This is a genomic window from Photorhabdus stackebrandtii (assembly GCF_011189495.1).
Taxonomy (GTDB): Bacteria; Pseudomonadota; Gammaproteobacteria; order Enterobacterales; family Enterobacteriaceae; genus Photorhabdus; species Photorhabdus khanii.
In genome coordinates this window covers 1-1070 of sequence record NZ_PUJV01000126.1, presented here as the reverse complement: position 1 = coordinate 1070, position 1070 = coordinate 1, and the positions used below count along the sequence as shown (strand labels likewise).

Here is a 1070-nt window from a genome sequence, read left to right as displayed (position 1 = left end):
GCAATAGCAACAAGATACGACAAACTTGAGCGAAATTATGCCAGTATGGTTGCCATGGCTTTTATAATGATGTGGTTACCCATGTGGGCTGTATAAGTTATGTACACGAAACGTCAACAGCCCCTAGGTTGTTTGTTTAATGATGGAAATTTAATTGACGGCAAATGAAGTAATTTATCGAGTTTTATAGAGGATTATAATCGGTTCTTTAATAGTTACGGATAATTTTTTGTTTGTTATTTGGTCTGAATCTATTGAAAAAAGCAGCTGATCAGATAAAAATGAGTGTTTTATGACCGAATGAGCAGGTTGATGCAATTTTTTTGTTGCATAGAGTGTTCACACTGCCTAGAATGCGCAGCACTTGATGCCGGCATAGCTCAGTTGGTAGAGCAACTGACTTGTAATCAGTAGGTCCCGAGTTCGACTCTTGGTGCCGGCACCATTAAGAATTTGGATAGGGTGGGGTTCCCGAGCGGCCAAAGGGAGCAGACTGTAAATCTGCCGTCACAGACTTCGAAGGTTCGAATCCTTCCCCCACCACCAAACAATCAGATTTAGTCTTGAGTGTTCTGCTCGAATAGTTACTACAAGCGCAGCACATTGAGCTACAATTTACAGCTGATTAAAGTCAGGTAGCCGAGTTCAATGCGGGCATCGTATAATGGCTATTACCTCAGCCTTCCAAGCTGATGATGCGGGTTCGATTCCCGCTGCCCGCTCCAAGATGTGCTGATATAGCTCAGTTGGTAGAGCACACCCTTGGTAAGGGTGAGGTCGGCAGTTCGAATCTGCCTATCAGCACCATTTCCTTATGTCCTTGTCTCCTGATTTTTTCTTGTAAGCAATGTTCAACAAGCAACTGCTTGGTTGATGTGGTGAAACCACCGATTCCGTGTCTTAGAGGGACAATCTAATGTCTAAAGAAAAGTTTGAACGTAAAAAACCGCACGTTAACGTTGGTACTATCGGCCACGTTGACCATGGTAAAACTACCCTGACTGCTGCCATCACTACTGTACTGGCTAAAACCTACGGTGGTAACGCTCGTGCATTCGACCAGATCGATA

1 protein-coding gene, 4 tRNA genes and 1 pseudogene are annotated in these 1070 nt (G+C 43.8%); all 6 read left to right on the top strand.

Features of this window, described 5'->3' with window-relative positions:
* A pseudogene (locus C5470_RS21930) lies at positions 1 to 96 on the top strand (IS5/IS1182 family transposase); the annotation flags it as partial.
* A gap of 273 nt (positions 97 to 369) precedes the next feature.
* Positions 370 to 445, top strand: a tRNA-Thr gene (locus C5470_RS21925).
* A gap of 16 nt (positions 446 to 461) precedes the next feature.
* Positions 462 to 546 (top strand) — tRNA-Tyr (locus C5470_RS21920).
* 104 nt (positions 547 to 650) lie between these two features.
* Positions 651 to 725, top strand: a tRNA-Gly gene (locus C5470_RS21915).
* 6 nt (positions 726 to 731) lie between these two features.
* Positions 732 to 807: transfer RNA gene (locus C5470_RS21910), tRNA-Thr, on the top strand.
* 109 nt (positions 808 to 916) lie between these two features.
* A partial coding sequence (locus C5470_RS21905; RefSeq protein WP_242688278.1) for a GTP-binding protein occupies positions 917 to 1070 on the top strand: 154 nt, incomplete at its 3' end.